Here is a 25,505-nt window from a genome sequence, read left to right as displayed (position 1 = left end):
TAGATATGTTGGAATTATGGGATTTAAACCAACCTACTATTCCTTCGCGCAGTACCTTGTATCATCTTGATTTGGCTAGTATTGGGACAGCTAGTGCTGAAAGCTTAACAGGATATATTACTCGTCTAGCAGAATCACACAGTGTATATCCAGGGGTTTTGATGGAGAGAGAAATCGCCCCACTTGTGGCAAAACAATATGCAGGTGCAAATTTACATACAATCTATAGCCATACTTGTGCATTAAATGGTACGGGTGTGATGGCATCTGATTTGGTTCAAGCCTTAAACAAACTTACAGGGCATAATAGGCTCCATCTGTTGACCATGTTGTCTTGGTCTAAAGTGCTTCCATCAAGAGCACTAATGCGCTCCACTAGAGCTTGGTGTCCAAAATGTTATGAAGAGCAACGTGTTAATGGTTATGAAATATATGAACCTTTACTGTGGACATTAAACGTAGTAAAGATTTGTCCTATTCATCAGCAACTATTGTGCAGTAGATGTCCCCATTGCCATCAGTCTAATCTTCCTCTTGCTTGGCGATCGCGAACAGGGCATTGCTTCAAATGCGAAAAATGGTTGGGAAGCTCGTCTCCCTCATCCTCGGAATACAAAGATTTAGCAGAAACTGAATTAGAGTGGCTTGTCTGGACGGCAAATGCTGTTGGAGAACTAATTGCGGCAGCTCCCGTGTTAGAGAACGAGATTTCTAAAGAGAGAGTAGCTAATGGTTTAAGCAATTGTGCAAAACACTTTAGCGAAGGTAATATAGCCAAATTTTCCCGATTGATCCAGACCCCCACAAATACTGTGTGGCTCTGGTGCAACGGAAAGAATTTGCCTCAATTAGATGCTCTCGTAAGGCTATGCTTTTGTTTGAGAATTTCAGTTCTTGAACTGCTTACGCAAGATGTAATTGAAATAACTGACAGTTCCGTGAGACTTCTACCCAAAAGTTGCCAGCAGAGGAAGCATAGAGCTGCTATCAAATTAGTTAACCATGAACAGGTTCGTTCTCAACTAGAAAAAGTTCTCCTAGACCACAAACTTCCACCACCGTCGCTCGAAGCAACAGCAAGGGATTTAGGTTACCATCGGGAAACTCTTAACCGAAACTTTAAGGATTTATGTCGCGCCATTTCTACCCAGTATGACCAATATGAGCGGGTTCGTTATCTGAACTCTGTCGATAAGTGTTGTGAGGAAGTAAGACAGGTAGTTCTCCGACTTAACAGTCAAGGTGTCTATCCTTCAGAGGCTCGCGTATCTGAACATCTTACTAAGCCAGGTCATCTCAGACATAAAAAGGTTCGTGGGGTTTTACAAGAAACACGAAAAAGTCTTGGTTTGAAGAAATAGAAGGCTGGTTCTAAATTTAGAAGAGCCTACTGACTCTCGTTGATTGATAATAAGGCATCCCTTTGCCGCTTAATATTTAAGGCATCCTTTTGCCGGAGCGGCAAAAGGATGCCTTAAATCACAATTCAATGTGCGAATGTACAACATCTGTACGTTCGCACATTAAATGTCGCAAATCAAAAACAGATTTCGCTTGATGGAAACAAGCGAAATAGCTTATCTACTAAGCACTACAAAGATTTTTGCTGAGGAGAGCGACATTTGAAGAGATTCGCACATTCTATGTCGTAAAGTCAGATTCGCAAGTTAGAAGTCGTTTTTATAGGAAGATTTTCTTCGCAAATTAAGCGTCGTTTTTTTAGCACCTTCAGGTCAAAGTTGCAGAGGCGATCGAAGGCTGTTCTCTGCTGAATGAAAGGCAGGTTTTGAGTAACCCTCCATTAGTTCGCTGCCAAAGCATCACCTGGCTGGTCATTTCTAGAACCATTCGTTGTTTTATCTCCTGCCAACGAGTCGCCAACTGCCAATCCACTGAGGCGATAATCCTCAGGGTCTTCCCAATTTCGCCGACGAAGGAAAAGGAGCGGATCAGGTTGAAGATTTCGTGGGTCATATCTTCCAGAGTGAGAGTACGAGGCAGAATCTCCGTCTGCAATGCGTCGTGGCTGAGTTTCTCGAACTCGTGTTGTAGATAGCGATCGTCCTCTGGTAGTCGGTAGCGCTCAAAGAAGTCGCGCAATGAGCTTCTCAGATGAAGAGTTTGTGAGGTTTTCTTCGCGTTCTCAGGGGTGCGCTGTTCTTCAAAACAGGTTTCGATGCTATCGAAGATGCCGCGCATGAGGTTAGGGTAACGACCAGAAAGGGCTAGTAGAGCGATAATCGCTTGCTGTGACTTTACCTGAATTTTGGACAACAGCATACCCAAATTTTGGACAACTGTAGAGCTGAAACCCTTATTTTCCGTTAGCCCTCAGGAGCAAATTTCTGCCATTTCGCACCTAAATTCTGGACAAACGTTAGTTCTCGAACCCAACGGCTGGACAAAAGTAATCGATAATTCTTTACATGATTTTTGAACTGAGATGAGGAAGCTGTGATAGAAATCATGCAAGCAATCCATTAAAACCTTATCTGCAGAATCATTTGTCCGTTTGTCCTAACTTAACGGTCATCGCTACCTACTTAGTTAATTCCAGCAATTCTCAGTATGGCAATTCAGCTAGTATTGGGCGGGATGTCTAGCTCTAGACCTTCCAGCATGAAGGTGAGCAAGTGACCCCAACTGTCGAAATATATGTAACGGGTTAGCGCCCGTAATTCGTCAAAAAAGGTCTTACGGGTGGGCAAGTGAAACCGTAGCAGCTTGTACTTTAAGTCGAGCAGCTCCAGCAACGTATGGAAGAGCAGGGACAAGATGTTCAGGGTCGCAAGCAGCGGGGAAAGGTACTATTTCCCGTGCCCGAAATTGTGTTCCAGGTTGTAGCCCTTAGGCTTGAGCGTGGAATTGCTGCGTTACTATTCCATTGCTACCCGAACCATCATCCACTGTGCTATGAGGAAATGGTTCCTGCGAAGAGTATCCCAGATCAACGGTTATGGGATTTGAGACGCAGGGGTGAGACGCAGGAAGACAGGGGGTAGTAGAGGATGTGGAGAAATTACTTTCGTCCTTACTCTCCTCCGCTCTTCTCCTCTGCCCCCTTCTCTCCCCAGCCTTCCCTGATTCAGGCAGCAGCTTGTCCGGGCTTAAGCACGACCTTAACGCACCTGTCCTGCTTATGTTTGAAAATCTCGTAGCCCTGCGGTGCTTGATCCAGCGGCAGGCGATGGGTGATCACAAAGGAAGGATCAATCTCGCCATTTTGGATGCGATCGAGCAGCAGTCCCATATAGCGATGAACGTGTGTTTGTCCGGTCTGAAAGGTCAAGGCTTTATTCATTGCAGCACCCATTGGAATCTTGTCTGCAAATCCACCAAATACACCTGGAATAGATACGGTGCCCCCTTTGCGGCAGGCAACAATCGCTTGTCTGAGTGCATGCGGGCGATCGGTTTCTAACCGTACAGCTTGTTTCGCTTTGTCATAAAATCCCTCTAGACCCAAACCGTGAGATTCCATGCCCACGGCATCCATAACTGAATCAGGACCGCGTCCGCCCGTCATTTCTTTGAGGGCTTCACCCACATCAACTTTCTCAAAGTTAAGCGTTTCTGCCCCACCCTTTTCTGCCATCTCCAGTCGTTCAGGAACGCGATCGATAGCGATGACACGTCCAGCACCCAGCATATAGGCACTGCGAATGGCAAATTGAGCCACGGGACCACAGCCCCAAATGGCAACAATATCATCCGGCTTAATATCGCAGTTTTCTGCTGCCATATAGCCAGTGGGAAAGATGTCTGAAAGGAACAATACCTGTTCGTCTGCTAATCCGTTTGGAATCTTGAATAGACCAACATCAGCATGGGGAACGCGAGCATACTCGGCTTGACCGCCTGCATAGCCTCCTAACATGTGAGAGAAGCCAAAAAGGCCTGAGGGTGAATATCCCATAATCGCTTCTGCCATAAAGGCATTGGGATTGGTGTTGTCGCAGAGAGATGTAAGCGTTTGTTTGCAGAAGAAACAGTGACCGCAGGCGATCGGGAATGGATTGACGACGCGATCGCCAACCTTAATTCGCTTGACTTCACTACCGACTTCAACGACTTCTCCCATAAATTCATGCCCGAGAATGTCGCCCTGCTCCATTGTGGGAATGAATCCATTGTAGAGGTGTAAATCAGAGCCACAAATTGCGGTTGACGTAATTTTGATAACGGCATCGCGTGGGTTAATAATTTTGGGATCAGGGACCGTGTCAACCCCCACTTTATTAGCCCCTTGCCAGCAAACTGCTCTCATAGTTTTTTTCCCTCTTGCTTATCTTGCTTAATTTGGTTTTATGGCACTTTATTGAAACTCTAGAGGGAAAATCTAAGGGCTTTCTGAGGAAATTATGGTGAACTCGCGAGGGTGTTATCCCAAAGGGGCAATTTTTACAACCTCACTGCCGTAGGTGCTTAGAGGAGAGCACCTAAAAACTGGACAGCTTAAAACCTTGTTCTTTGCCCGCCACAAGTAGTGACTCTCGATGTATCCAGACTTGATAAGGGACACGCTGGAAAATAAAATCCCCAACTGCGATTCATCTAGCAGAACATCATTGAGTGAATACTCATAACGTACTTAGAAGATCAGGTTTAGCGCCTATGCTGCTTCTCGCAAATTGGCTCCTTGGTTGCGTAAAATATCTTGAACGAGAGCGACAGGTATCTCTCGGGGCGAAATTTTGCGAATAGACGATAATGCGGCACAAACTCCAGCCGCCTGCCCGGTTGCCATTGCGATTGGCGTGACCCGATAGGAGGAATGGGCTTCGTGAGTGCCAGAGATACAGCGTCCTGCCAGCAGTAGGCGATCGACCTGCTGGGGGAGAAGACAGCGCAACGGAATGTCATAGGCTTCACCCGGAGGTAAGCGTTTCAGCACCGTCCCTTTGCCCTGAGGATTATGGATGTCGATTGGATAGGAACCCCGCGCAATCCCATCATCAAACTTGCGGGCAGTGACCACATCCTCGCCAGTCAACTGATAATCACCCAGCACGCGACGGGTTTCTCGAACGCCAACATTTACGCCACTCTGGGCAATGTAGGAATTTTTGAATCCGGGAACATAGTGACGCAAGAAATTTGAGATCTGCTGCATTTGCCTGCGGCTGCACCACTCGGCATAACTCAGATCCCAAACATTAGTTCCTAACACATTGGTTACACGGGTAGAATTGACGCTGACTTCCTGTTCATGCGCCGAGCCAAAAAAGAGCATATCCTCTCGCGGCAGATCTAAGTCACCTGCCATGCTTGCTTTCTGAACCAAGTCCCAGAGTCCATGAACGCCGCGCCACTGGCTTGGGTTTTGCTGAATGTAAGCGGTAAATTCTGGTCGTTCAAATTCGACCATACGAAACATCAGCGTCATCGGCTGCACTAAGCCATCTAATCTGCTGCGTCGGCAATCAGCTTATGATAAGCGCTCTCATCGAGTCCAGGGGCTGCCCCGCCTGGTTCTCGTATAGAAAAGCCGATGAGTGGTCTCTCGGTACAGATACCTTCTCGCATCAACATCTCATCGGTGAACGGTTGGGGTGTCAAGAGTAAGGCAGGATCAGCCGTAACCACAATGTCCTGGTCTACGCCCACTTCTTCAAGCAGGTGTTTAGTTTTTATACTCCGCACCGTAATGCCGTTCATTTGAGTCAAAACCTCGCGCACGGCTTGACGTGCTTCGGGTGTTAGCAGTGGGCCTGCCCCAATTGCGTAACAAAATGTAGGAATGTTGAACTGTTGGGCAATCCTGACTTCTCGCAGGAACGTATGTGCTTCATCATCATAGAGAATGCCACCGCCGCCCAACAGCAACAGGTCGAGCTGCTGGACTTCAGGAATAATCTCTTTGCGGGTAATCTGTCTAACCGCAACTGCCCGGTCGACCTCATAGTTTTGTCGTGTATAGTCAGCGTTGCGCGAGAAAATCACAATCTCTGCATGGGGCACGAGCGATCGCAATTGTGCAATTGTGCAGGTGAGAATCGCTTCGTCACCTATATTTAACCCTCCATAGGAACCTGAAATGCCAATTCTTCTCATATGAACCTGATTTCACTAAATAAATTTTTGAATGGAAAGAGAACACAAACATCAAGTCGGTTTTAGTTGCGTAGCGATGACGATCGAGCTTCTAATCTTGTTGGGGTCAGTACCTGCCCAACGCTGGTAACCTGGATGCCAAAGAACTGTTCTCGAGGCTGAGCGCTATTCACCAAATCTTGATTGACAACTTGGAGTGAGCTGACGATGAATGCGGTATTGATTAAGGTCTTGATAGTCTTGATAGTAAAAATCATGTTTCTCATTAATCAACAAGAGTTTAACCTTGCTTTTTTTCGTTCCGTCAGTTGTTCTTGTACACTTTTCAGGTTTGGATCATTGACACCATAGAAATATGACTCCTTATCCAGGTTGTAGTTATCTGATTTCTGAACCAGATTGAAGTCTATTTGTTCGACTAGAGATCGCAAGACCCGTCTGACTCTTTCCAGGACTCTAGCGGGAAAATCTAAGGGCTTTTTGAGGGAATTGTGCTGAATTCACAGGAGTTGTTGAGTCGCGATCGCATCTTAATGAGCCTGTTCAACTACACTCCTCATCTATCTCACAAAAAATTCTGAGTTTATTTAAAATGAAAGCTATGTAGCTTTCGCATTTTGGGTTTTATAAGCACTTAACCAGACACGATATTGGTCGTAACCTATCTTTAGAACGAAGAGTAGAACGGAGTTGTAGCCTGGTGATGCTAATCGCTCAGAATCTCCTCACAATTTCCTTAAATTATTGATCTTTCATAAGTAGTTACTTCAATGGTTTATAGTCTTTTCTTTTAAGAGAGGCGGTACAGTGCTGTTACAGACGATGATGGTGACCTCTGCATCAAAGTGCATCTTGTTAATTGACGACGAACCCGATGTGCAACGGATAGTGCAAACCTGCTTGGAAAAAATAGCCCAATGGACTGTCATTACCGCGACATCGGCAGAAGAAGGGTTACTCAAGGCGATCGCTGAACAACCAGATGTGATCCTGCTGGACATTATGATGCCAGAAATGGATGGTTATATGTTTCTGGATGCACTGTGGGCTAAGCCGGAAATGCAGTTTATACCTGTGGTGTTTTTGACTGCACAGGCTGGATTACTCGAACCCCATCATTATGAAACACTAGGAGTTAAAGGAATCATAGCCAAACCTTTTGACCCGCTGACATTGCACCGGGCGATCGCATCTGCTTTAAATTGGGATCTAGGCACCTAATAAATAGGGTTGTGTCGTACTTGTGACACAACCCCCATTGTTTATTCTTATTCACGTATTCCTGAGTGAGATGAGCCTAGCCCGGCTGCAACATCACTTTGATGCACTGGTCTTTCTTGTGCTTGAACATCTCAAAGCCCTGCTTTATTTCAGCCAGAGGCAAGCGATGCGTCAGCACAGCCGAGGGGTCAACATCGCCGTTCAAAACATGCTCCACTAACTTGGGAATATACTTCGGACCAAACATCTGACCCATCCTGAAGGTCAGGGCTTTGTTCATGGCTGCGCCCATTGGCAATTTATCCACAAAGCCGCCATAAACTCCCATGATCGATAAGGTGCCACCTTTGCGACACGCCATCATCATTTGCCTTAGTACATGTGGGCGATCGGTTTCTAAACGTACGGCTTGTTTGGCTTTGTCATACAGCCCCTCTAGACCTCTGCCGTGGGCTTCCATGCCGACTGCATCAATACAGGCATCGGGACCCCGTCCTCCCGTCATTTCCTTGAGCGCTTCGAGGACATCCACTTCTTCGTAGTTGATGATTTCGGCTTTGGCAAAGTCCCTTGCCAGCTGTAGGCGCTCCGGAAAGCGATCGATGCCAATGACACGCTCTGCGCCCAGTAGGTAGGCACTCTTCATTGCAAATTGTCCCACTGGACCACAGCCCCAAACCGCAACCACATCTCCTGGTTGAATGTTGCACAAATCTGCTCCCATATACCCTGTGGGAAACGCATCCGAAACAGGCAGGAATTTTTCATCCGGAATGTCTTTGGGAATCTGAATCGCTGTGAAATCTGCAAAGGGAATGCGGATATAGTCGGCAAAAGATCCTGCATAGCCGCCAAAGGCATGAGAGTAGCCGAAGATTGCCCCTGTGCCATGTCCGTATACTTTCTCCTGAAGCCAGCCATTCGGATTGGAGTTATCGCACAGCGACCACTGCTGCTGTTTGCAGTACCAACATTGACTACAGCCGATCGCTGAAGACACAACCGTGCGATCGCCTTTCTTCAGCTTCTTGACTTCGCTCCCCACTTCAACGATTTCCCCTATAAACTCGTGACCAATAATGTCACCGGGTTCCATCGTGGGAATAAAGCCATCGTAAATGTGCAAATCAGAACCGCAAATGGTTGTGGCGGTTACTTTAAGAATGGCATCACGCGGGTTGAGGATTGTGGGATCAGGCACAGTCTCTACCCGCAGATCTTCCGCACCGTACCAACATACTGCTTTCATGGTGATTAGTCCTTTGAGTTAGGGCGTCCCGATGGCTGACCATCGTTTGTGGCAATTTCGCCTGCTTCCATTAGCATCTTGAAGCGGGCAAGATCATCTCCAATTTGCTGTTTTGGGTTTTCGCCAAAGAGTGTAGCGATCGCATCTCCAATGGCTCCAGCAGGTGGATTGTATGCCGTGACCACTCTGACCTCGGTTCCACGATCGCCGGGAGCAGGTTTAAATTGCACAGAGCCAGCATTATCAATGTCTGCTCCTGCAACCGATTTCCAGGCAATCAATTCATTTGGGCGATCGTCAACAATTTCTGCATCCCACTCAACGCTGCTATCTAATGGGGCACTGGTAATCCAATGCGATCGGCGATCGCCGGACACTGTCACGTTTTTAAGGTGTCTTGTAAAACGCGGTAGGTTCTCAAAGTTATGCCAAAAGCGGTATAGCTCTTCTGCCGGTTTATCGATCGTGACTGTCTTTTCAACTTTTATGGGTTTGTTCATTGCAATTACCTCTTTTTGGTAACACTGATCTACTGCTAGTTTTCTGATTTTTGATGGGGGTTAATAAACGATTCAGATGCAGTGGGTGCATCTTTTGTAGGATGTGTTAGCCGTCGTTAACACACCAAGATCGCAGGTGATGCGTTGCGCTAGCGCCTAACACATCCTAGAAACGCTGAATCTTGTTGAGACAATAGAGCAGAAATCTAAGGGTTTTCTGAGGAAATTGTGACTGCTTGCAGAAGAACCGATGCTCGAGGGTCAGGGAACGAACTTAAAAACCTCAGTATTCCATCAGATTTTGCTTAGGATTGCTCGCTAAGTTAGAGCAAATTCATTAACCCGTTTAGGCTCAATAACCATGACTTGGGAAGAATGGAGGCAACAGAGCTACAACTATCTGGTGGACGTATCGGTTTTCTAGAGGATGAAGATGTAATGAGGAGAAATTATCCAATCACCTATTACTACTTCGTTTATCAAGTACCACCAATCGATTATCTATCAAATTTCTTGATCGTTTACAGCAATCGAGGTAAAACTTTTCTCCCACCATTCCTGCATCTGCTTGCCCTCCAGCACCATATCTTGACCACTGTAGCGGATATAGTGGAGTGGGGCTAACTCTCTCCCCATAAGCATTACAGCATTTAACGTGAAAAGTCAGATTCATACGCCGCCGTTACGATACACCGGCCTTTTCTGCGGCAGCAAGTATAGTAACGTTAATGACACACACAACGCTAATCCTGCGATACCATTCCCTAATGACAGCACAAGCGCTAAGAAGTACAACACGCTAGTTACTGTGTACTGGCGGGTAAGGTGAGCGATGAATTGGTCGTCGAGATTTTTGTTCAGCAATCGATGGTCGCGACTGGCATAAAGCCACATGAGCAGCCACATTAATACCGTTACGAACAACGTCAACGCATATAAAATAATTGCAGTTTGTCGTTGTTGTGCATCCGTAATGTATCTCGCTAGAACCGCTGTTGGAAACGGTAGAAACGAAATAAACATCAGAAAAAAGAGACTGATCAGCTTGAATATGCGATCGCTACGTTCGTAAACCTGAAAGACGTAGTGATGATTTGCCCAGAAAATCCCAATCATGGTAAAGCTGAAAATGTAAGCGAAGTAAGACGGCCACAGCGTGAGCAGCCCTGAAGCAAGACTTGTTATTCCCTCATTAGGGTTCACTTGTGGCACTTTAATTTCCAGGATCAGCAACGTGATGGCAATGGCAAAGATGCCGTCGCTAAACGCTTCAAGCCTTTGGGTGTCCGTCTGGGCTAACGCTCGTGAGTTTCGCATACTAACTTTATCAGGACTTACGCAGTTGGTTGATTTTGCGCGAACTTTGCCCGTGCAAAATCAACCAGGATAACAGGACGCTGCACAAAGTGCGTAAGTCCTGTTTATGTTGAAATTTCTAGTTAAGTTGATGCAATTTCAACAAAATTTATGACAGACGCTGTATGAAAGGTTAAACAAGCAGCTTACAGCATGGGAAGCACGCGGGGACGGGTTCCGATCGGGAAAGCTGCGTCGATCCGGTTGAGTTCGGCTTGGTTCAGATTGAGTTCCCCGGCTCCCGCGTTTTCGGCGGCGTGTTCGGGGTTGGATGCCTTGGGGATGGCGAAGAGCGAGGGCCGTCGTACTAGGAACCGGAGCGCGATCTGGCGAGGAGTGGCGTTGTGTGCGGCGGCGATTTCCTGTAATACGTGACCTCTGTCCGTGCGCGGGCTGGGAAAGTCCCCGTGACCAAAGGGGCTATAGGCAACCACGGCTACACCATGTTTCTCACACCAGGGGATTACGGCGTGTTCGATCGCGCGTTCGCTTAAATGGTAGAGAACCTGATTGCAGGCAAGATGACCCTCGCCAGCGATCTTCTGGACTTCTTCAAGATCGGCCACATCGAAGTTACTCACGCCCCAGGAGAGAATCTTCCCCTCGTGCTGAAGCTGCTCGAATGCCGCGATCGTCTCCTCCAGCGGATGCTGTCCGCGCCAGTGCAAGAGATAGGAGTCCAGTCGATCGGTTTTAAGGCGAGCGAGCGACTTCTCGCAGGCCGCGATCGTCCCGCTCCGAGAGGCATTTTGGGGAAGGACCTTGGAGACCAGGAAAACCTCGTCGCGTCGCTCGGCGATCGCTTCGGCGATCACTTTCTCGGCAGTGCCGTACATTTCAGCGGTGTCAATATGGGTCATGCCGAGATCGAGTCCCTGGCGCAGGGCGGCGATTGCAGAGGCGCGGTCACCATTGTCGATGTACCAGGTCCCTTGACCGATCACCGCCACCTCGCGCTTCGTGGAACCGAATCGACGCTGTTCCATGTTTGTCCTCCTGGTTAAATTCCTTGCTTTTGTAAGTTGGCGATCCTCGCTCTCCGTCCTCAGTTCTGCACTTCTGATGTCTTAGGGCAACCTCACGCCACGGGCTGCGTCTGCTTCCGTGCCCCGCTGAACAGTCCGATCATTTCCCGGTTGAATGCTGGAATATCGTCGGGCTTGCGGCTTGACACGAGGTTGCTATCCACCACAACCTCCTGATTTACCCACTCTGCTCCGGCATTCTGCAGATCGGTTTTGAGGGAGGGCCACGATGCAAGCCGTCGCCCGCGCACGCCATCTGCCTCAATCAGTGTCCAGGGTCCGTGGCAGATCACGGCTATAGGTTTGCCAGCTTCAACGAAAGACTTGACGAACGAGATCGCCTGATCATTCATTCGCAGTTGATCAGGATTAGCCACACCACCTGGAAGCAGCAGGGCATCATAGTCAGACGGATTAGCTTGCTCTAGAGAGACATCTACAGGGAAAAAATCGCCTTTATCAAAATGGTTCCAACCCTGAACGCGATCGGACTTAGGGGAAACGATATGAGTTTCAGCACCTGCCTGCTTTAGAGCTTGCTGGGGTTGCGTCATTTCTACTTGCTCAAAACCATCTGTTACCAGAATTGCGACTTTTAGTGTGTTAAGGTCTTGATTTGCCATCTTTCTGATCTCCTTATTCAATGACTTGACAGGTCTGTTTTGGGATCTACTCACCAACAGAATTGCCCTGCGACATAGTCTCAGTATTTGAGTGCTACATCTTGTCGAAACAATAGAGAAGAAATCTAAGGGTTTCCTGAGGAAATTGTGACTGCTTGCAGAAGAACCGATGCTTGAGGGTCAGGGAACGAACTTAAAAACCTCAGTATTCCATCAAATTTTGCTTAGAATTACTCGCTAAGTTAGAGCAAATTCATTAACCCGTTTAGGCTCAACAAGCATGACCTACATGACTTGGGAAGAATGGAGGCAACAAAGCTACGAACTATCCGGTGGACGTATCGAATTTCCAGAGGATGAAGATGTAATGACGAGAGATTATCCAATCACTTATTACTACTTCGTTCATCAAGTACCACTGATCGACTATCTATCAAATTTCTTGATCGTTTACAGCGATCGAGGAAATGAAACTGGTGTTTTTTGTGACCCAGATTCCTCAGATATGTTTTGGGGTTCTGAATGAAAGCAACGACACAGCTTCAGCAGAAGATTTGGCTGAAGTGGATGTTACGACTGCAGCATTTATTTTCACCTGACTACTTAGTACTACATGAGAAGAGTTCCAAAATAAGTTGAAAGGGGTAAAACAACATGTCAGGTAACACGATGGATTTTCGCCAACCGAATCAGCAGCAAGCATCAACCGATCCGAATCAAGTACGAGATCCGGTTCAGACCGTAGCAACAGGATTTGGTGTTGTCAGCGGGGGCTTAGCGGGAGCTATTATTGGTCGGTTAGTCGGCGGGCGATTAGGAGCCGCAGTTGGTGCAGTTGCTGGTGGTGTAGCCGGTGCGAATGCTGGGCGTGAGGTGGCTGAAGGGGTGGATCAGAACATAGGAGGTGTGGTTGATGCCGTTAAGCGAAACGTTCAGCAAACGGTTGATGAGATCAAGCAGCCTGCTATTGACACAGTGAATGCCGTTAAACAAAATGTTGAATCGGCTCAGCCTTTGATATCAGAGGCAGTTGATTCAGTTCGAGGGACAATTGATGAGGTTCGTCCGGCAGTGTCAGAAGCAATTCATTCAGTTATAGAAACAGTTGATCAAACTCGTCCTTCCATTGTTCAAACCGCAAATGCGGTGAAGACAACGGTTGAGGATTCACGACCTGCCGTTAACGAAGCGGTGCAAAGAACGTCTGAAAGCGTTCAGTCGTCTGCTTCAAGCATTGCAGATTCAGTGCAAGGAGTGTCTCAGTCGGTCAAGGGAGCAGTTCAAGATGCTCAACCTGAAATGACCGAGGCGGTAAAACAGATGTCTGGAGATGTGCAGTTGTCGGTCACATCGGTTGCAGATTCAATTCAGAATGTAGCCCAAAATACGGCTTCAAAGTTAACTAGCGACATTGGAATAACCAACCTTGAAACAGCTCAAAATGCCTTTGATCGAGGGGTCATACTGAGTAACCAAGGTGACTTTGCTAGTGCCGAGAAGGCTTTTATCGAAGTTATTCAGATTGTTCCGGAGGCTGCTGAAGCACATTTTAACCTAGGTATTGTATTGCTTCAGCTAAACAGAAAGACGGAGGGAATTGGTCATATTCAGCAAGCGAGAGATCTGAGCCGTTCTCATGGTGATTTTGAGGCAACAGAAAATCTCGATCGACTTCTCCAACAGCTAGAAGCATTTGCTAGGGGCGTGCTTTCAAACTGATTGGAAGGGTTGAGAAGGCAGCGTTCTAGATCTGTGTAAAGATTGCAGAAAGCTATTTCACTCAATCTACCTCGCTTTTTAGGACAGAGCCATATCTTATGACTCTGTCCTGTTTCACTGCAACACAGTCACTACAATACTGACGATTATGATGCTGTGATGAGAACAAAAGCTGTAATCGCTGGAGACCTTTATCTGTGCTTAATATTGACTCACCTAAAACTACAGCAGCACTTCAACTTGGGGAGATTTACGTCACTCTTGCGATCGAGGTCATTCTAGCGGTTTTGATCGGTTTAGGATTGGTGGCGATCGGGCTTGACGGTGCGGCGTGGATCTCAGGCGGAATTGCCGCTGGGGCGATCGTGTTTTCGAGTTACCGCATACAAGGCTTTGACTCGCTCCAGCCAAATCGCAACGCGAGAAAAGCTGGGCAACTGCTCGTTGGTTTAACGATCGGGCTATCGCTGCAACACAGCAATCTCAATGTTCTATCCAGTCAATTACTGATTTTCCTGGGATTGCCTTTATTTTTGATGCTGTCAGGTGTAGCGATCGGTTCGATTTATTCTCGATTTGAAAAAATCGATTTACTAAGTGCATTGTTAGCCACAACGCCTGGAAATATTGGGGTCATGGCAAGTATTGCAGCCGACTATAGCAAGAATACTGCGTTGGTTTCGCTGGTGCAATTGATGCGATTCACAACAGTTATTTTTGTCATCCCCATCATTGCCAATGTTGCTGTCGATCGTTCGACTGACAATGCGGTTGCTGCTGTGGTTCAAAAAATCGTTGCGGTTTCTTGGTTCGATTTGTGCATCGCTTGTTTGCTCGTTGCGATCGCGCTTCTAGCGGTTTATCTAGGCAACAAGCTCAAAATTCCAATGGCGGCTTTCCTGGGTGCGATCGCAGTTGGGCTTTTATTCGACGCATTCCTACTCGTGTTTCCGGTATCCATTGATTTTCAGCTACCAACTTTTTTCAACCTCATCGGTCAAGTCTTACTAGGCGTGACAATCGGCGAGTATTGGGGGATCAATCCAAGACTGAGCTCTGCAACCATCATCCGGTCTCTGCTTCCCGTTGTTTTGATGGTGCTCACTGCATTTCTCGCGGCATTGCTGATTCAACGCCTGACTGGGTGGGATTGGCTGACCTGTGTACTGGTCACGGCTCCGGGTGGCTCACCGGAAATGATTTGGATTGCGCTCACGTTGCATCAAGATACCGATATAGTGACGGCAGCCCATGTGATTCGCTTGCTCACGATCAACCTTTCTTTGCCGCTATTACTGGCGATCGTTCCGACGATCAATGCCGAAACACGTCATTGACCTTACAACATTTTCTTAACCTTCATGGGTCAACAACGGTGCGAAGAGCTTAGCTTTTCGTACCTTTTCCGCTGAATCAATCACAAAATCATGTGAACAGTATTTTATTAACCCGGCAACAATAGACCTTGCACCGCGTAGGGTGCTGTTAGCGATAGCGTAACGCACCAAAACGACAATTACTTACTTATAGATGAGTTAGCAGCCGCCTCAATCGAGCCTGCGTTCAGATAACCAATTTAGAATCAGTCCTGCAATAACGCCGGTGGTGAGTACACCTAAAGCACCCAGTATTCCTGCAAGAAGTTTTCCTAGCCCGGTTACAGGTGCGATGTCACCATACCCGATTGCCACGGCTGTAACGATCGCCCAATACAACCCATCAAGGTACGAGAGGAATTGTTGTGGCTGGCTCTGAAATATAGACTGAGCCGATCGCCCAATGTGTTGTTGAAGTGCTTCATTTTCAACGTGAATAAATAGAAGGGGAAAGACAACCCCAATCAGTACAATTTGGACGACGAGATAAGTGTAGAGATAGTGGCGATTTTGATTGACTCGTCGCATTTCATAAAGGTAAGTGCAGTTTTTAAGCCGACGGAGTTCTGCATCCGTCATCGATGGAGACGTGGGCGCTAACTTTAACAGCCGAAACATCTTCTCGTGTGCCCCTCGCCGCTCATACTGCTGCAATGCGTAACGCAACAGGATTTCTTCTAGACAATGGACATGCTCTGCCATTGAATCGCTGTGGAAGCGAACGCTGTAAAGCAATTCACAATACTTGATCACTGCTTCCGGCGTTTTCCACTCTAACTCCGCAAAATCTTCTGATTCAATGTGATCAGCCAAAAATTGGGAAAACCGTTCTTTCCGAATGATTTCTGGTGCGTATTCCAGTGTCAGTAAAAAGGTTTTACGGATGGTTTGTGCAGTTTTTGTGTCCGCAGGAGTCAGGTCATCATACCAGTCGAGCAGTTGGTCTAAGTGTTTGATGCGCTCTTGCGTACTCATCTTTTGACAGTTGCGACTCATCAAGCTCGCTGTGATTTTCTTCTTTCGAGCAGTTTTAGGTATTTGAAGCATTACTAATTAAACTTGTTTTTCCTTCAGAGTTGCTGCACTTGTTGTTTTTCCAGATGTGAATGATCTGATGTTGCAGGTGCTTCTAAGCCAATAACGTTATCCACAGAAGCGTTCCGAAGTTCGTGCAGGGTGTCTTTCACAAAACCAGCCAGGGGAACTGAAACAATCAGTCCTAACCAGCCAAATAGTTTTGTGCCAATGAATAGGGCAATTAAAATCCAAGCCGGTCTTAGTCCTGTAAAGCGACCGAGTAGCCGGGGAGCGATCGCCTAATCAATGATTTGGTCAATTAAAAGCGCCAAAGCAAACGTCTTCAAACCCAGAACAGGATCTTGGATAGTAATAATCAGACCTGTTAAGCATATGCCCAAAAAACCACCCAATGGAATCAAGGTTAAAACGCCAATACCCAATCCAAACAGGAGCGCAAATGGAATCTTCAACAGCAGAAATAACACCATCATGGAACTTCCCATCAGAGAAGCTAATGTGATTTGTCCAATGATGTAGTTCTGAAAATTTTGCTCAAGGGATTGTTCACACAACGTAGTGACGTGGTTAGGCATCCATTGAAAAATACCCTTCCAAATGCTTTCCCCATCCAGTAGAAAATAGAAGGTTAGAACGATCGTGAAAGCAATATCGGTGGCGCTCCCAACCGTACTCATGGTTAAGGATAAAAGGGGATTGGCGATAGATTGTAAGCCATTCGAGGATAATTTTGTAATCGGAGTATCAAGCAGTCTCAAGCTCACGGGTAAATGTCGCTGTTCTGCCCAAGCTTGCAAATTCTCAAGCCGTTGGTTGCTGGCTTCAATCCAATCTGGAATTGTTACCACGATCTGGCTGAGTTCCTCAATCAAACGAGGTACTAATGTAATCCCCAACCCCATCAGGATCAATAAGGTGAGGAGAAAGACGACAACCACTGCAACACTGTGTCTGTTACCATGCTGCTGAAGAAATTGAACGGGATAGTTCAGGATGAATGCTAGAAGTGCTCCCATAATCACGATCGCCACCAGAGGTTGAAAGTACTGGAGCGTTTTGATCACTAGCCAAGCATTTAGAATGAGAATTGGAAATATCATAACCATCAACCATCTTGGGCTGATGTGTTTTTGTAGGGTGTTAAACACAGGTTTGGAAATTAGTTTTACTGCGATCATTTTGATATAGAGTGAAGGCTCATCTCTTGAATACCGCAGCAACTCAAGAGATGTGTTGCCCGTCGAATTTCAGCGAATTTTATTTGTACGCTGATCCCTCATGTGTTAGATGCAACAGTTATTTGTTACATCTAAAGAAGTTTTATTACATCTAAAAAAGAAGGATCTTGTTACTTAGCATCCACCAAGTAGCTGGCAAGTAGCTGGATGAGCTGCTGAAACAATTCCACACTGCTTGAATATGGATGCTTCTACACCTTATAAAGAGAACCTAAGGGCTTTCTGAGGAAATCATAGTGATTTGCTAATGAAATTATTCATAGAACTTTACATGTTCTGAAGCTTCAGAGGGATGAGGAATTGATAGCAACCGGATAAAACGAAAGGTGCCTCAGTTACCTCTAAAATTTCTAACCTGGTGTATTCCTTTAACTTAGGGATTTGCAAGATACAATCTGCAAGGTTCTATGCATGAGACTTCTGATTATTGAAGATGATCAAGATACGGTAGCCGCCCTAGTCAGCTTTTTGTCAGCCCAACTGTTTACGATCGATGCAGCTCATAATGCCAAATCAGCGCTGGCACTCGTTGAGATGAGCCAGTATGACCTGATTGTGCTGGATGTAATGCTGCCAGGATTGGATGGCATTAGCCTCTGTCGGCAACTGAGAACGCAAAATCAGCGAGTCCCTATTTTGCTACTGACCGCGAAGGATAATCCGATAGACCGTGTGGCAGGCTTTGAGGCAGGAGCCGATGATTATGTCACCAAACCCTACGAGCGATCGGAACTACTTGCCCGAATTCGCGCGTTGTTACGACGGAGCGACACCGAGTTAACGGAGGTACTCTGCTGGGGCGAGTTGCAGCTTGACTCAAATCATTGTGAAGTAACTTACCAGAGTAAACCTCTACGCCTCACGCCTAAGGAATACAAACTGTTGGAGTTATTCTTACGGCACCCACGTCGAATTTTTGATCGACAAACGCTGCTCGATCGCGTCTGGTCGATTGATGAATGCCCAGGTGAAGAGGCAGTCACAACCCAAATTCGTGGATTGCGGCGAAAGCTCCAAATGGCAGGGCTAACGTCTGATCCAATTGAAACCCTATATAGCTTGGGATATCGATTGAGATCATTACCTGAGGAGCGGCAGGACGATGAAGAGATGAGAAAAGAAGGGAATGGCACTCTCCATTCCCAGTCTGACCATTCCCAGCCTGACCATGCCCAGTTTGATAGTGCTAACGGTATGGCTGCTGACTATACAGCAGCAGTAGCAACGATTCAGCAGATGTGGCAAGGGTTTCAGGAGCGATTGCAGGAACAACTCGCAACCCTGGAGCAGGCGATCGCCTACCTTACAACAGACTCTCTCGACCCCAACCAGCGGCAGCACGCCCAAACCATTGCTCATCGGCTCATCGGCTCTTTGGGAGGATTTGGCATTCCACACGCAGCAGAGCTTGCCCGTCAGATCGAACGTGTCCTAAACTCCTCAACGGCTGTGTCGCAATCCGAGTCAGCGGTTCAACTCGAAACGCTGCTTCAGCAACTCCGCTGCATGACCCAGCGATCGCCTATGTTTGCTGTGCCAAATAGCGAAGGCGCGGAGACACCAGAACTAGGAGACAGGGGCGAAAAGAATTTATCCATCTCTCCACATCCCCCCTCTCCCTTCCCCTCCGAGTCCTCCATAGTCTTTATGATCGATGACGACCCAGACATGCTTGAGCTAATGCAGGCAGAGGCTCCTAACTGGGCTGTTCATCTGGAAACGGCTAGCGACTTGATCACGGCTCGTGAGCGGCTGCAATCCCTTATGCCGAATGCGATCGTGCTGGATTTTACCTTTTCTAACACCACAGAAAGCGGTTTAACCCTACTGGCACAGCTTAAGCGTCAGTTCCCGACGATTCCGGTAGTGGTGCTGAGCGGGCAGGGTGATTTGAGCAAGCGCGTGGAAGTGGCTCGTCTGGGAGCGAATGCCTTCTTGCAAAAACCCGCGATACCCTCTGAAGTGTTCCAAGTCGTCACTCAGCTTCTCAACCCGATCGAGGCGATCGCTGCCAAACTCCTGATTGTGGATGACGATTCAGTCTTATTAACACGGCTGCAAGCCAACCTGGAACCCAGAGGGTTTCAAGTAACGGCTTTAGCAGACCCAAGTCTGTTCTGGCAATGCCTGGAAGTGACCTGCCCAGATCTACTGCTGCTGGATGTCTCGATGCCAAAATTCAATGGGATTGAACTATGCCAGGTGGTCAAGAGCGATCCGCACTGGAGCCAGTTACCTGTGTTTTTTCTTTCCGCACATTCCGATGCTAATACCCTACATCAGGCATTAGCCGTAGGAGCAGATGATTATGTCTTGAAGCCAATTGTAGAAGCCAATTTGATTCAGCGAATTTTGAAACGACTGGGACAACTATCTGATTCATTCACCGTTGGAAAAAGCAGACCCTGAGGAGAAAACAAGTGAACTGAGAACGGCTGTATTCAGAATAGGAGCCATGCCATGACCAATGAACAGGCTGTGTTAGATCAACTGTTTGCAGGCGGCGGTGAAATGGGTGCGCTGATGCGATCACGCTTCGCGTGTACCGAAGGTAACGCCGACTGGTCGCAAACCTCGTTAGGCTTACCAGAGCATTGGTCACAAAGCTTAAAGACCGCTCTTCGCATTGTGCTGACATCGCGCCAACCGATGTTTGTCTGGTGGGGCGAAGACTTGATTAACCTCTATAATGACGCCTACAGTTCTCTCCTCCAAAACAAACATCCGGCAGCCCTGGGGCTTCCCGCTTCCCGTGTCTGGCCTGAGCTCTGGGATCAACTTCAACCTCTGATAGAATCGGCGATCCGCAAAAATGAGGGAACGTTTGACGAAGCGTCGTTGTTCATCATGTTGCGGAAAGGCTATCTAGAGGAAACCTATGTGACGTTCTCCTACAGCCCCATCCCCGATGATCATGGCGGCACAGGCGGTATTTTTTGCGCCTGTACGGACGATACCCAGCGCATTGTCGGTGAGCGTCAGTTAGCGCTGTTGCAGGAACTGGCAGCCAGAACGGCAGATGCCCGTACTTTCGATGAAGTCTGCACTTTCAGTGCAAGCTGCCTGGAAACCAATCCTTACGATCTTCCCTTTGCGATGATTTATCTCATCGAGCCGGAGCAACAACAGATTGTTCTGGCAGGGACATCTAGTATCGATCGAGACCACCCTGCCGTTCCTCAAGCCGTTGCGTTTAACAATGATTCGGTTTGGCAGCTTGCAGACGTTGTCAGAACCCAAAAAGCCTGTTTGATTACGGACTTGGAAGCATCGTTTGACAACTTACCCACGGGTGCCTGGCAGCAAATGCCGCATCAAGCAGTTTCCATACCCATTGCTGCATCAGGTCAGACCGGAAAAGCTGGCATTTTGGTGGTTGGGTTAAATCCGTTCAGGCTGTTTGACGGCAACTATCGAGAATTCATCGATTTGGTTGCAGGGCAAATCTCAGCCCGTATTGCCAATGCGGAGGCTTACGAAGCAGAACGGAAACGGGCAGAAGCATTGGCGGAGCTAGACCGCGCTAAAACCGTTTTCTTCAGTAATGTCAGTCATGAATTTCGCACACCCCTGACACTCATGCTCGGTCCCTTGGAAGATGCACTGGCGAGTTTAGAGGAGCAGGGGAGTGGGAGGATAGATGAGACTCCATCGCCCTACCTACCTGCCTACTCACCGACTCTAAAACACCAACTCCAGGTTGCCCATCGTAACGCCCAACGCTTGCTGAAACTGGTCAATACACTGCTAGATTTCGCGCGGATTGAGGCAGGGCGGATTGGAGCAGTATACGAGCCAACAGACCTAGCGATGTTAACAACCGATTTGGCAGGGGTATTCCGCTCTGCGATCGAGCGTGCAGGTTTACGGTTACGGGTAGACTGCCCCCCGCTGCCTCAGCTTGTGTATGTTGATCGCGAAATGTGGGAAAAGATTGTCCTCAACTTGCTTTCTAACGCCTTCAAGTTCACCTCTGAGGGTGAAATTGTCGTCAGTCTACGATGGGAAGAAAGGAGAATGCTTCAAACGTCGAGTCATGTCATTCTAGAAGTGCGAGACATGGGTACGGGCATTCCCGCCGAAGAACTGCCTCATATCTTTCAGCGATTCCATCGGGTAAAGGGGGCAGCCGGACGGAGCTATGAAGGGTCAGGAATTGGATTGTCCTTAGTGCAGGAGTTGGTGAAACTGCATGGTGGCAGCATTCGGGTCAGTAGCGTGGTGGGTCAGGGAACCTGTTTCACGATCTCAATTCCCACGGGATACAGTCATTTGCCAGGCGATCGTCTACAACTACAACACGGCGAAACCCAACTCATTGGTGCAGAGCGTTCATTTACCTCAATAGAGACAAGAGCTACCCCTCATATCGCGGAAGCGTTGCGCTGGCTACCAGACGAAAGGAGTGAACGGGTAGATGAGTGGATGAGTGAAGCGGAATACCACCCATCTACCCGTCCACTCATCTACCCGTCCACTCACTCACCTGCCCTCCCTGCTCGCATCCTCCTCGCTGACGATAATGCCGATATGCGCAACTATATGAGGCGTTTATTGAATCAACAGTACGAGGTAGAAGTCGTGTCGGATGGAGTCGCTGCATTAGCCGCCATTCGGCAGCAGATGCCCCATTTGGTCTTAACCGATGTGATGATGCCTCGCCTCGATGGCTTTGGATTGTTACAAGCGCTCCGGGCAAACCCAGACACTCAACAGATTCCAATCATTCTGCTGTCTGCCCAGGCTGGAGAAGAATCGCAGATTGAAGGACTGGCAGCCGGAGCGGATGATTACCTGATCAAGCCTTTTTCGGCGCGGGAACTGTTGGCGCGAGTTGAGGCAACGCTCAAGATGGCTCGGATGCGTCAAGAAGCAGCACAGCAAGAGCGGGAACTGCGGCTGATCAGTGAGGCGGCTCAACAGCAGGCTGAGGATGCCTACAACCGCATTAATCGGTTGCTGGAAAGCATGACAGATGCGTTTACTGCTCTCGATCGCGACTGGCGAATTACTTACCAAAATTCAGAAGCGCAACGGCTCAACCGCAAACCTGCCACAGAAGTGCTGGGAAAAACACACTGGGAGGAATGGCCCGCATCAGTCGGTACCAACGTAGAGCATCAGTACCGACGGGCAATGGCGGAGCAGATTCCGGTTCACTTTGAGCATCACTACTACTTGCCGCCCAGCGATGATATCTGGCTGGAGATTCACGCCTACCCTTCTGAGGAGGGGCTTGGCATTTTCTATCGAGATATCACGGCTCGCAAGCAGTCTGAGGAGGCACTGCGTGTCGCTCACCAACGCCTGACGTATCACGTCATGAACTCTCCCCTCGCTGTGATGGAGTTTGATTCTGAAGCGCGTGTCGTGCAGTGGTCACCGCAGGCGGAAAACGTTTTTGGGTGGAAAAGCCAGGAGGTGCTTGGCAAACGCCTGATCGATATGGGATTTGTCCATGCTGAAGATGAAGCAGCCGCTCGCCGAGAGGTTATTGAAACCCTGGTGAAAGGGGATGAACAGTCCAAAACGATGTATAACCGCAACTATACCAAAGATGGCTCAATCGTTTACTGCGAGTGGTATAACTCTGTCTTGAGGAATGAAGCAGGTGAGTTGATATCTATCCTGTCACTTGCCTTAGATGTCACCGATCGAAAACAAGCAGAGGAGGCACTGCGCGAGAGCGAAGAGCGGTTCCGGGCGATCGTCAATCAGGCAACCGCAGGCATTGCCCAATGCAATATGTCGGGTCGATTCATCCTGGTCAACCAGAAGTATTGTGAGATCACAGGATATTCCAGGGAAGAGCTATTACACAAGCGGATACAGGATATTACCCACCCTGATGATTTACCGCACAACCTTGATTTATACCAGCGTCTTATAACCCAGAAAACTGACTTTGCCGTCGAAAAGCGTTACATCCGCAGTGATGGCTCTGAAGTTTGGGTCAATAACAGTGTGTCACCCGTTCGTGATGCCTTCGGACATATTCAATCCATAGTTGCGATTGTGCTGGATATCAGCGATCGCAAACGAGCAGAAATTGCCCTCCAGGAAAGCGAAGCCAAATTCCGAGCTGTTTTCGACCAAATGTACCAGTTTCTCGGCTTGCTCACCCCTGATGGAATGTTGCTGGAAATCAATCAAAATCCGCTAACCTTCGCTAACGTTGAGCGTGAGGCTGTCATTGGCAAACCGTTTTGGGAATTCCCCTCCTGGAATGCCACCGCCGAACTTCAGGAAATTGCCAAAACGTTAGTCGCTCAGGCTGCCGCCGGACAGCTTTTCCATCAAGAAGTTAACATTCTCGATGCCAGCAGCAACCTCCACACCTTCGATATATCCGCAAAACCCATCTACGCGATCGAGACCCATCAAATCCTCTGGGTGATCGTTGAGGGGCGTGACATTTCTGCCCTGGTGCGTTTACAAGGCGCTCTACGTTCTGAACAAGAGCGATCGCTCCAGCTAATCACCAGCAGCGTAGACGGCATTGTTGCCTTTGATGCTGATGGCTGTTGCACCCTCTGGAACCCTGCAATGGAACAGATGACCGGACTGCGGCAGGAAGACGTCATGGGCAGACGCGGAGTAGACGTGTTTGCTGTTCTCCTGGACGCTAAAACATTGCAAGGCTTTCATCCCGGCATAGAAAAAACCGTCACGACCTTCGACTTTCACTTTACCCACCCCAAAACCAGACAGCGCCAGTGGATCGAAGCCCGCTATTCGCCGCTCCACGGCGGCAGTGAGACGCATAACGGCGGGCTGCTGATGGTGCGGGATGTCACTCAACAGCGTGAGTTAGAACGGATGAAGCGTGAATTCATTTCCATCATCAGCCACGAAATTCGCACACCGCTTTCCTCAATCCGGGGGGCGCTGGGACTCGTGGCAACCGGAGTTTTGGATGACGATCCCCAAACGGCGAAAGAGATGCTGGGCATTGCCAACAACAATATCGAGCGATTGGTGCGACTGGTTAATGATGTTCTGGCACTGAACCGACTGGAGTCAGGACAGGTGGAACTGAAAAAGCAATGGTGTGAGGCGGCGACGCTTGTGCAACAGGCATTCTCCAGTGTGCCAAACTTGGCAGAAGCAAACCAGGTTGCTTTGCGATCGTCCACTGGAAACATTCAGGTTTGGGCAGACCCGGATTGGCTAGTGCAAGTGCTGGTGAATTTAATTAACAATGCCGTCAAATTTTCTCCTGCTGGAACCACCGTCTCCGTTAATGTAGAACCACAACCTCAGCAGGTTTTATTTCGGGTGACCGACCAGGGACGGGGCATTCCAAGTGAGAAGCTAGAAGCCATCTTTGGGCAGTTTCAACAGGTTAATATGTCTGATTCTCGCCAAAAGGGGGGGACAGGATTAGGGCTGTCAATCTGTCGTCTGATTGTGCAACTGCATGGTGGACGCATCTGGGCAGAGAGTGAATTAGGGAGGGGCAGCAAATTTTACTTCACGCTGTCAATACCAGACTAAATTTCCACGATAATAAAGTGGTTCAATTAGATGGAGTAACCCTAAATGTAATGTCTTCTTCTTATGGCGATCGATGCATTCTTGTAGTTGACGACGACCCTGAACTAAGCCGCATTGTTAAAGTTACGCTAGAACGACTCAAGGGTTGGACGGTTATAACATCTGAGTCTGTACAAGCGGGACTAGAGCAAGCAAAAGGGCAGCATCCTAACGTGATTTTGCTAGATCTCAATCTGGATGGGGAGGGGCTGGCTCTGCTGCAAACTTTAAAGACCAGCCCAATCACGCAGTCGATCCCAGTGATTTTGTTCACTGCAACCGACTTGTCAGACGATCGGCTAGAATTGCACCCTCTTGACCTTGCTGGAATCATCTTCAAGCCGTTCAATGTTCTGCATCTTGCCGATGAAATCATTAAGCTGTTGGGGTGGTAATTCCCCGACTTGAAGGCGAATCTTACTAATTGACGATGAGTCATACGGAATCCGGATGGTAGAGTGACACTATTTTATTTCTCCTTCCACCAATGGAAAAGTGTGTGTCCACGAATGGTGTCTGGCATTGCTGAAAGAGTAGGACAACGAGATGCTAACGTTTCTTCGAGGGCAT

At 48.0% G+C, this 25,505-nt stretch carries 19 protein-coding genes and 2 pseudogenes; 8 read left to right on the top strand and 13 right to left on the bottom strand.

What is annotated here, in order from left to right; translation table 11 throughout:
- The first annotated feature begins 5 nt into the window (after window positions 1–5).
- Window positions 6–1,361: a TniQ family protein gene (locus tag H6F93_RS22670; RefSeq protein ID WP_190685688.1), complete on the top strand. Its 1,356-nt coding sequence runs from the start codon at window positions 6–8 to the stop codon at window positions 1,359–1,361.
- Window positions 1,362–1,728: 367 nt separating this feature from the next.
- Here H6F93_RS22670 and H6F93_RS22665 read toward each other — a convergent pair whose 3' ends face one another.
- The 5 genes and pseudogenes from H6F93_RS22665 to H6F93_RS22645 form a co-directional block, all read right to left on the bottom strand.
- Complete coding sequence (locus H6F93_RS22665; protein ID WP_190685684.1) at window positions 1,729–2,280, bottom strand: hypothetical protein; 552 nt, start codon at window positions 2,278–2,280, stop codon at window positions 1,729–1,731.
- A 296-nt stretch (window positions 2,281–2,576) separates the two neighbouring features.
- Window positions 2,577–2,870 (bottom strand): annotated as a pseudogene (locus H6F93_RS22660) (ISNCY family transposase); the annotation flags it as partial.
- Between the two features lie 215 nt (window positions 2,871–3,085).
- A complete protein-coding gene (locus H6F93_RS22655; protein WP_190685681.1) occupies window positions 3,086–4,267 on the bottom strand; it encodes a zinc-dependent alcohol dehydrogenase in 1,182 nt (393 codons plus the stop codon).
- Window positions 4,268–4,612: 345 nt separating this feature from the next.
- Complete coding sequence (locus tag H6F93_RS22650; protein WP_190685677.1) at window positions 4,613–5,386, bottom strand: FAD-dependent oxidoreductase; 774 nt, start codon at window positions 5,384–5,386, stop codon at window positions 4,613–4,615.
- Window positions 5,387–5,403: 17 nt separating this feature from the next.
- Entirely contained in the window at window positions 5,404–6,054 is a 651-nt protein-coding gene (locus H6F93_RS22645; RefSeq protein ID WP_190685674.1) for a polysaccharide pyruvyl transferase family protein, read from the bottom strand.
- A gap of 807 nt (window positions 6,055–6,861) precedes the next feature.
- On the opposite strand from H6F93_RS22645, the gene H6F93_RS22640 reads away from it, so the two are divergent.
- The gene (locus H6F93_RS22640; RefSeq protein WP_347277348.1) at window positions 6,862–7,275 is read left to right on the top strand and encodes a response regulator; all 414 of its coding nucleotides are present in this window, start codon (window positions 6,862–6,864) and stop codon (window positions 7,273–7,275) included.
- 76 nt (window positions 7,276–7,351) lie between these two features.
- On the opposite strand, the gene H6F93_RS22635 is transcribed toward H6F93_RS22640, so the two are convergent.
- From H6F93_RS22635 to H6F93_RS22615, 6 genes are all read right to left on the bottom strand, one after another.
- Window positions 7,352–8,524, bottom strand: a complete 1,173-nt coding sequence (locus tag H6F93_RS22635) for a zinc-dependent alcohol dehydrogenase (protein ID WP_190685671.1) — start codon at window positions 8,522–8,524, stop codon at window positions 7,352–7,354.
- Between the two features lie 5 nt (window positions 8,525–8,529).
- Window positions 8,530–9,024, bottom strand: coding sequence for an SRPBCC family protein (locus tag H6F93_RS22630; RefSeq protein ID WP_190685668.1), 495 nt, complete (start codon window positions 9,022–9,024; stop codon window positions 8,530–8,532).
- A 504-nt stretch (window positions 9,025–9,528) separates the two neighbouring features.
- On the bottom strand, window positions 9,529–9,660 hold the full coding sequence (locus H6F93_RS34780; RefSeq protein ID WP_277882875.1) for a hypothetical protein: 132 nt from the start codon (window positions 9,658–9,660) through the stop codon (window positions 9,529–9,531).
- 33 nt (window positions 9,661–9,693) lie between these two features.
- Window positions 9,694–10,341, bottom strand: coding sequence for a TMEM175 family protein (locus H6F93_RS22625; protein ID WP_190685665.1), 648 nt, complete (start codon window positions 10,339–10,341; stop codon window positions 9,694–9,696).
- Window positions 10,342–10,526: 185 nt separating this feature from the next.
- On the bottom strand, window positions 10,527–11,366 hold the full coding sequence (locus H6F93_RS22620; protein WP_190685663.1) for an aldo/keto reductase: 840 nt from the start codon (window positions 11,364–11,366) through the stop codon (window positions 10,527–10,529).
- A gap of 92 nt (window positions 11,367–11,458) precedes the next feature.
- Window positions 11,459–12,028, bottom strand: a complete 570-nt coding sequence (locus H6F93_RS22615; RefSeq protein ID WP_190685660.1) for a type 1 glutamine amidotransferase domain-containing protein — start codon at window positions 12,026–12,028, stop codon at window positions 11,459–11,461.
- A gap of 280 nt (window positions 12,029–12,308) precedes the next feature.
- Between H6F93_RS22615 and H6F93_RS22610 the strand changes: the two genes are divergently transcribed.
- From H6F93_RS22610 to H6F93_RS22600, 3 genes are all read left to right on the top strand, one after another.
- Entirely contained in the window at window positions 12,309–12,554 is a 246-nt protein-coding gene (locus tag H6F93_RS22610; protein ID WP_190685657.1) for a hypothetical protein, read from the top strand.
- 128 nt (window positions 12,555–12,682) lie between these two features.
- Window positions 12,683–13,747 (top strand): tetratricopeptide repeat protein, encoded by a 1,065-nt coding sequence (locus H6F93_RS22605; RefSeq protein ID WP_190685653.1) that lies wholly within the window; start codon window positions 12,683–12,685, stop codon window positions 13,745–13,747.
- 197 nt (window positions 13,748–13,944) lie between these two features.
- Window positions 13,945–15,084 carry an AbrB family protein gene (locus tag H6F93_RS22600; protein WP_190685650.1) on the top strand — a complete coding sequence of 380 codons (1,140 nt, stop codon included), beginning with the start codon at window positions 13,945–13,947 and terminating at the stop codon, window positions 15,082–15,084.
- Between the two features lie 210 nt (window positions 15,085–15,294).
- Here H6F93_RS22600 and H6F93_RS22595 read toward each other — a convergent pair whose 3' ends face one another.
- Both H6F93_RS22595 and H6F93_RS22585 read right to left on the bottom strand, forming a co-directional pair.
- Complete coding sequence (locus tag H6F93_RS22595) at window positions 15,295–16,098, bottom strand: potassium channel family protein (protein WP_190685647.1); 804 nt, start codon at window positions 16,096–16,098, stop codon at window positions 15,295–15,297.
- Between the two features lie 95 nt (window positions 16,099–16,193).
- A pseudogene (locus H6F93_RS22585) lies at window positions 16,194–17,261 on the bottom strand (AI-2E family transporter).
- Between the two features lie 549 nt (window positions 17,262–17,810).
- Here H6F93_RS22585 and H6F93_RS22580 point away from each other — a divergent pair.
- The 3 genes from H6F93_RS22580 to H6F93_RS22570 are packed head-to-tail and all read left to right on the top strand — an operon-like array spanning window position 17,811 to window position 25,330.
- Window positions 17,811–19,808, top strand: a complete 1,998-nt coding sequence (locus tag H6F93_RS22580; RefSeq protein ID WP_190685641.1) for a response regulator — start codon at window positions 17,811–17,813, stop codon at window positions 19,806–19,808.
- 51 nt (window positions 19,809–19,859) lie between these two features.
- Window positions 19,860–24,896 (top strand): PAS domain S-box protein, encoded by a 5,037-nt coding sequence (locus H6F93_RS22575; RefSeq protein ID WP_190685638.1) that lies wholly within the window; start codon window positions 19,860–19,862, stop codon window positions 24,894–24,896.
- A gap of 50 nt (window positions 24,897–24,946) precedes the next feature.
- Window positions 24,947–25,330, top strand: a complete 384-nt coding sequence (locus H6F93_RS22570; protein WP_190685635.1) for a response regulator — start codon at window positions 24,947–24,949, stop codon at window positions 25,328–25,330.
- Window positions 25,331–25,505 lie beyond the last annotated feature (175 nt).

The organism is Leptolyngbya sp. FACHB-671, assembly GCF_014695745.1.
Classification (GTDB): domain Bacteria; phylum Cyanobacteriota; class Cyanobacteriia; order Elainellales; family Elainellaceae; genus JAAUTN01.
This window is presented reverse-complemented; position numbering and strand designations above follow the sequence as displayed.